This window comes from Actinoalloteichus spitiensis RMV-1378 (assembly GCF_000239155.1).
In the GTDB taxonomy this organism is placed as follows: Bacteria; Actinomycetota; Actinomycetes; order Mycobacteriales; family Pseudonocardiaceae; genus Actinoalloteichus_B; species Actinoalloteichus_B spitiensis.
In genome coordinates this window covers 1-6918 of record NZ_AGVX02000222.1, presented here as the reverse complement: position 1 = coordinate 6918, position 6918 = coordinate 1, and the positions used below count along the sequence as shown (strand labels likewise).

Annotated in this window: 6 protein-coding genes; 5 read left to right on the top strand and 1 reads right to left on the bottom strand. The window is 72.4% G+C overall.

Translation table 11 applies throughout. The features are described from left to right. Positions 1 to 411: 411 nt before the first annotated feature. Positions 412 to 1383, bottom strand: a complete 972-nt coding sequence (locus tag ACTIDRAF_RS0211275; protein WP_245533504.1) for a TAXI family TRAP transporter solute-binding subunit — start codon at positions 1381 to 1383, stop codon at positions 412 to 414. Between the two features lie 222 nt (positions 1384 to 1605). Here ACTIDRAF_RS0211275 and dctA point away from each other — a divergent pair, with 222 nt between their 5' ends. The 5 genes from dctA (at position 1606) to ACTIDRAF_RS0211250 (ending at position 6771) form a co-directional block, all read left to right on the top strand. Further along, positions 1606 to 3084, top strand: a complete 1479-nt coding sequence (gene dctA, locus ACTIDRAF_RS0211270) for a C4-dicarboxylate transporter DctA (RefSeq protein WP_245533503.1) — start codon at positions 1606 to 1608, stop codon at positions 3082 to 3084. 106 nt (positions 3085 to 3190) lie between these two features. Next, entirely contained in the window at positions 3191 to 3922 is a 732-nt protein-coding gene (gene cmk, locus ACTIDRAF_RS0211265; RefSeq protein WP_016698843.1) for a (d)CMP kinase, read from the top strand. Beyond that, positions 3919 to 4656, top strand: coding sequence for a lysophospholipid acyltransferase family protein (locus tag ACTIDRAF_RS0211260; RefSeq protein WP_016698842.1), 738 nt, complete (start codon positions 3919 to 3921; stop codon positions 4654 to 4656). Before cmk ends, ACTIDRAF_RS0211260 begins: the two co-directional genes overlap by 4 nt. Further along, a complete protein-coding gene (gene der / locus ACTIDRAF_RS0211255; protein ID WP_016698841.1) occupies positions 4653 to 6071 on the top strand; it encodes a ribosome biogenesis GTPase Der in 1419 nt (472 codons plus the stop codon). The genes ACTIDRAF_RS0211260 and der overlap by 4 nt, the downstream gene beginning before the upstream one ends. A gap of 79 nt (positions 6072 to 6150) precedes the next feature. After that, positions 6151 to 6771: a hypothetical protein gene (locus ACTIDRAF_RS0211250; protein WP_016698840.1), complete on the top strand. Its 621-nt coding sequence runs from the start codon at positions 6151 to 6153 to the stop codon at positions 6769 to 6771. The last annotated feature ends 147 nt before the right edge of the window (positions 6772 to 6918 follow it).

Sequence of the window (6918 nt, the reverse complement as noted above, 5' to 3'; positions counted from 1 at the left end):
CCGGGGTCGAGGAACGGCGGGGCGGGTGTGCCGACCCACCGGGCCCGGGCGGGCAGGGGCGTCGGCCGGCGACGTCCCCGCACCCCGGGGCCGCTGGCGGGGGCGCGCTCGTCCTTCCCACCGTCCACGCCGCCGCGCGGGAAGCCCTGATGCCGTGACCGTGCCCGTCCAGGGCCGCCCCGACGTCGTCGTGCTCGGCTGGGCGGCGGACCACCCGGGAGTCGTGGGACCGGGGGTCAGCGAGTGGACGGCACCCGTCGAACCCCGGCCGGCGCGTTTCCGGCCGAGCGGGCGGTCGAACTCCCTCCCGCGCCTGCCGGGAGGGGGCCTCGGGGCTCCCGCCGGTGCTGGCTCCCGCTGGGCGCCTGCCGGCGTCGACGGCCACCACTCGGGCGCACCGACCGGCCGCCCTCACCGCTTGGCGTCCTCGAACCAGTCCCGCGCCCCCGGGTGCAGGGGCACGGGACCGGTGGCGATCCCGGTGCGCACGTTGATCCGCGCCGCCTCGGGGCGGTTGGCCGCGATCCGGCCCGACTCGGTGAACACCACCTCGGTGACCAGGGTGGCCACCTGGTCCGCGACGTCGTTCCTGACCAGGAGCACGTTCGGTACGGCCACCGTCGGACAGGGCGGCACCCGGTGGTAGGTGGTGGCGGGGACCGTCGCCGGGATGTAGGCGCCACGGTGGGCGTCGGCCATCCGGTCGGCCTCCTCGTCCAGGGGCACCAGGCGGAAGGGGGCGACCCCGGCGAGGGTGGTGAGAGCCGGGGTGGGGATGCCGGTGAGGGTGAAGGCGGCGTCGATCTCCCCACCCGCGAGGGAGGCGGCGGACATCGCCTGGGGGAGTGGGAGCTTCTCCACCTCGACCCCCGTGAGGTCGAGCAGTCGGGTCACGATGAACTCGGTGCCGGAACCGGACGCCCCGATCGAGACCCGCAGGCCCGCCAGATCGGACAGGTTCCGCACCGGCGACCCGTTCAGCACCGCCAGCTGGAGGAAGCTGTCGTAGAGCCGGCCGATCGCCGAGACCGAGTCCGCAGGGCGGCCTTCGGCTCCCACCACCGCGTCCAGGCTGCACAACGCGAGCTGCGCGTCGTCGGAGGACAACAGCGAGAGGTTGTCCACGCTCGCGCTGCTCGGCAACGCCTCCACATCGGTGTCCGGCATCCGCTGGTCCAACGCCTCCACCAGCGCCCCGCCGATCTCCCGGAACACGGCACCTTCCGGTCCGGTCGCCAGGACCAGCCGGGGAGGGAACCCACGGCCGCCGGCGGAGCACCCAGGGAGGCCCAGGGCCAACGCCGTTCCGCCGACCGCGCCGAGGCGGAGCAGGGAACGACGGGACAGCGACGGCGCCGCGGAGCGAGGCTGGTTCCTGGGCACCACGGCAGGTTAACCCGTTCGGCGGGGCACACGGTGACGGCGAACACGCTCAGGCACGCACGACGACCACTCCGTGGGCGAGCGACACCAGGAGCGACCACTCCATCACCTGGTGTGCGCGTTATGTCAAGCGAATCTGAAGTTTCGTGTGCGTTTCTTGCCTGGTGTTACCCCTGTGCTCAGGATCACTCCTTGTCCCGGACGACAGATCAAGGAGGATTCGTGTCTGCCGACGACAGGAAGAGGAAAGAGGGGGCATCGCCTGACGACGCGATGTCGTCGGCAGTGGATACCGCCGTGGCGGGCACTGCGGCGAACGCCCCCACCAAGCCGAAGAAGAAGCGCATCTACCACCACCTCTACTTCTGGGTGCTGATCGCGATCGCCCTCGGCGTCGGAGTCGGGATCGCCTTCCCCGCGCAGGCGTCCGAGATGAAGTGGCTCGCCGACCTCTTCATCAAGCTGGTCAAGGTCGTCATCGCGCCCACCATCTTCTGCACGGTGGTCGTCGGGATCGCCAGCCTCGGCAACCTCGCCAAGGCGGGCGGCCTGGCGCTGAAGACGGTGCTGTACTTCAACATCACCACGGTGTTCGCCCTGGGCATCGGCCTGGTGACCATCAACCTGCTGAGGCCGGGCGCCGGGCTCGACATGGAACTCGACGAGTCGGCCGCCCAGAGCACCCTCGACGCCGCCGCGGCGACCGAGGCGGAGGGCTTCACCTCCTTCCTCCTCAGCATGGTGCCGGACTCGTTCTTCTCCGCGTTCGTCGACGGCCAGCTCATCCAGGTCCTGGTCCTGGCCATCCTCGTCGCGGTCGCGCTGTCCATGCTGGGTACCCGCGCCGAGCCGGTGATCCGCGCGCTCGACACCACCTCGCGGGTGTTCTTCGGCATCATCAAGATCGTGATGTGGGCCGCCCCCATCGGCGCCTTCGGTGGCATGGCCTTCACCATCGGCCGCTACGGCGAGCAGATCCTGGGCAGCCTGGCCTACTTCATGCTCAGCTTCTACCTGACCTGCGTCCTGTTCGTCTTCCTCGTGCTCGGCACGGTCTGCCGCCTGGCCGGCTTCAGCCTCCTCAAGTACATCCGCCTGATCAAGGACGAGCTGCTGATCGTGCTCGGCACCTCCTCCAGCGAGTCGGTGCTGCCCAGGATGCTGGTCAAGCTGGAGGCAGCCGGCGCGAAGAAGTCGGTGGTCGGCCTGACCATCCCCACCGGCTACTCCTTCAACCTCGACGGCACCGCCGTCTACATGACCATGGGCGCGATGTTCATCGCCCAGGCCACCGGCAACGAGGTCTCCGTCTGGACGCAGATCGCGATCCTGCTGTTCATGCTCGTCTCCAGCAACGGTGCCGCCGGCGTCAGCGGTGCTGGCCTGATCACCCTGGCCGCCTCCCTCCAGGCCTTCGACGACGTCATCCCGCTGGTCGGCATCGCACTGATCGTGGGCATCGACCGGTTCATGTCCGAGGGGCGCGCGTTGACCAACCTCACCGGCAACGGCATCGGGACCCTCGCCATCGCCCGCTGGCAGGGTGATCTGGACCGCGAGCGACTCGCGAAGGTGCTCGACAACCCCAAGCTCGTGGACATGGACGAGCTGATGAAGCTCGACGCCGAGGGCGGCCATCGGAGCGAGGGCTCCGGGGCGGCCGACCGGAAGGAGCCGGCCTCGACCAGCGCGTCCTCCTGACGCGCCCGCCGTCGCCGACCCGTGCGGAGCCCTGACGGCCACCCCCGGCGGGCGGGCAGAATGGGGGCCGACCAACACGGGTCGGTGACGGCGATGAGGAGCACGAGTGGACAGCGGGCAACTGCGCGGCGTGGTGGCGCTGGACGGGCCATCAGGCACCGGGAAGTCGACGGTGGCCCGTCAACTGGCCGCCGGGTACACCGCCCGGTACCTGGACACCGGGGCCATGTACCGGGCGGCCACCCTGGCCGTGCTGCGGGCTGAGGCCCCCCTGGACGACCCGGCCGCCGTCACCGAGGTCGTGGCGGCGGCCGAGCTGCGGATGGGCACCGACCCGGACCACCCCACCGTGTGCCTGGACGGGGAGGACGTCAGCGCCGAGATCCGGGGCCCGGCGGTGACGGGCGCAGTGTCCGCGGTCTCCGCCGTACCCGCGGTGCGGACGACGCTGGTGGGACAGCAGCGGTCGCTGATCCGGGAGGCGCTGAGCACCGTCGGTGGCGTCGTCGTGGAGGGGAGGGACATCGGTACCGAGGTCGCTCCCGACGCCCGGCTGAAGGTGTTCCTGACCGCGAGCGTCGAGGTGCGCGCCCGTCGCCGCAGCGCCCAGGACAGCGCTGCCGGGCGGAGCGTCACGCTGACCGCCACCCAGGCCGACGTCGAACGGCGTGACACCCTCGACTCCACCCGGGCCGTCGCGCCGCTGCGGGCCGCTCCGGACGCGGTGGAGGTCGACACCTCCGACCTCGACGTCACCGGGGTGCTCTCCCGGTTGCGGGCACTGGTGGAACAGCGCGCGCTGCTGGTCGACGCGGCCACCGGGCGAGGCACCCGGTGAACCGGAGCCCGTGGGAGCGCTGGTCGGCGCTGGGGGACGACCCGGGCGACGCCGTGCCGGAGGGCGCCTCGGCCGGCTGGTACCGGGCCGGACGGTGGGCGGGTCGCCTCGGCGGCGGAATCGGGTACCGGGTCCTCGTCAACGGTGAGGACCGCTTACCCGTCAGCGGGCCGGTCGTGGTCGTCGCCAACCACACCTCCTTCGCCGACGGGCCTCTGCTGTTCGGCCTGCTCGCCCGGCCGTCGGTGTTCCTCGTCAAGGAGTCGATGTTCCGGGGACCGCTGGGAGCCCTGCTCCGCAGGCTGGGCCAGCTGCCGGTCCGCCGGGGCCAGACCGACCGCGAGGTGCTCCTGACGGCGGTCCGCCGCCTGCGGGCCGGCGGCGTCGTCGGCGTGTTCCCGGAGGGCACGCGGGGCGCGGGAGCGGTGGACACCGCCCACCACGGCGCGGCGTGGCTCGCCCGGTCGAGCGGCGCGGTCGTGCTGCCGGTCGCCGTGCGCGGGACCCGCCGCGAAGCAGGATCCAGTCGTAGGCTGCGGCCGACCGTCCACGTATTGTTCGGGCAGCCCTTAACCTTGCCCGACGCTCGTGGGCGTGCGGGGTTGACCGCCGCCACCGAACGGGTACGTGAGGAACTGGCGGGCCTGGTGCGGGAACTCGACCGGCGGCGACTGCGGACGCGGGCCGGAGCGGTCGAGGGGCACCCCGACAGCAGCAGAGGAGAACGAACGTGACCGGCCTGGACGGTAGCTGGACCGACGAGGCCGACTGGGACCTCTCGGCGGAAGCCGGAGACGAGAGCGCTGACCAGGAGTCCGCGCTGCCGCAACCCGTGCTGGCCGTCGTGGGGCGGCCCAATGTCGGCAAGTCCACCCTTGTGAACCGCATCCTCGGGCGACGCGAGGCCGTCGTGCAGGACACCCCGGGTGTGACACGGGACCGCGTCGCCTACGACGCCCTGTGGAACGGCCGCCGCTTCACGGTCGTGGACACCGGCGGGTGGGAACCGGACGCCAGCGGGCTCCAGGCGGCCGTCGCCGCGCAGGCCGAACTGGCGATGAGCACCGCGGACGCCATCCTGCTGGTGGTCGACGCCACGGTCGGGGCAACGGGCACCGACGACGCCGTGGCCAAGGTGCTGCGCCGCTCCAAGCGGCCCGTGCTCGTCGCGGCGAACAAGGTCGACAGCGAGCGGGCCATGTCCGAGGTGGCGGCCCTGTGGGGTCTCGGGCTCGGTGAACCCTTCCCGGTCAGCGCCCTGCACGGTCGGGGTTCGGGCGACCTGCTCGACGCGATCCTGGACGCCCTGCCCACCACCCCGCGCGACTCCTTCGGCGGCCGGCCGGGGGGTCCCCGGCGGGTGGCCCTCGTCGGCAAACCCAACGTGGGCAAGTCGAGCCTGCTCAACCGGCTCGCCGGGGAACAGCGGGTGGTCGTCGACTCGGTCGCCGGGACCACGGTCGACCCGGTCGACGAACTGATCGAGATCGAGGGACGCCCCTGGCGTTTCGTCGACACCGCCGGCCTCCGCAAACGGGTCAACACCGCGAGCGGGACCGAGTACTACGCGTCGCTGCGGACCAAGGCCGCCATCGACGCGGCCGAGGTCGTCATCGTCCTGCTCGACGCCAGCGAACCGGTGACCGAGCAGGACCTGCGGGTCATCACGCAGATCGTGGAGGCGGGCCGAGCCCTGGTGCTCGCGTTCAACAAGTGGGACCTCGTCGACGACGACCGGCGCCACCAGCTGGAGCGCGAGCTGGACCGGGGCCTGGTCCGGGTCCCGTGGGCGGAGCGGCTGAACATCTCCGCCAAGACGGGACGCGCCGTCGGCAAGTTCGCCCCCGTCCTGGACCGGGCGCTGGAGTCCTGGGACACCCGGGTGCCCACCGGCCAGCTCAACGCCTGGTTGAACGAGGTCATCGCGGCCACCCCACCACCCGTTCGCGGTGGTCGGCAGCCCAAGGTCCTCTTCGCCACCCAGGCGCAGACGCGGCCTCCGACGATCGTGCTCTTCACCACGGGTTTCCTGGAGGCCGGCTACCGGCGGTTCCTGGAACGCCGGCTCCGCGAGACCTTCGGATTCTCCGGAAGCCCCGTCCGGTTGTCGGTGCGGGTTCGGGAACGCAAGCAGCGCAACAAGGGCTGAGGCGTCGGCGAACGCGAGGGCCGGGCAGCACGGTGCGAGGGGCCGGGGCGAGACCCGACCGGAGGAGGGGAGTGGCCCGATGGCGGCAGAGCCCGGCTCGGCGCTGCGCGCCTTCGCGGAGTGGACCATTCGCGGGTCCCGGCACGACGAGGCCGCCGGCAGCAGGATCGCCGTGTTCTGGCGGTGGAGCACCGCCCTGGTGTCCTGGCTGGCCGCCGTCTTCGCCGTGCTGCTCGGGCTGTGGGGCCTGCTGTCCCTGGTCTCCCCCAACCTGCCGGTGGCCGACGTCTTCGCCTTCGCCGGCGTGATCGCGCTGGCCATCCTGCTGGTGCTGGTCATGGGTGCCAAGAACCGGGTCGAGGTGCGGGAGCGGGGGCTGGTGGTGGTCAACTCGCTCGTCCGGTACTGGATACCGTGGTCCGAGGTCCGGGCCGTCGACGCGGCGGACGACGTCGCGGTGCGGCTGCGCGACGGCAGCGTGGTCAAACCGACGATCACCGCCTACTCGATGGCCAGCAGCCTGAGCGGCCGCCGTCTCCAGAACGCCGTGGCCGAGGCCGCCGAACAGGCCAGGAAGGCGGCCAGGGGCCGCCCCGAACGCCCGTTCACCCGGACGGTGGATGTGCCCTGGCGGAGCGCACTGCTCCTCGCGGTGGTGCTCTTCGCCACGGCCACGGCCGGCGTGCTGCTCGCGGCCTGAGCACCGGCGAGCCCCGGCGGTCCGGACCCGCCGCACATGCGCCCCGGGCCGGGCCAGCGACCGCGACCCGAGGCCGAGCGGGCCGAGCGGGCCGCGCGCCTCCTGGGCGGGCCCCTCGGCGCCACGGCGGGCGAGACGGACGATCCC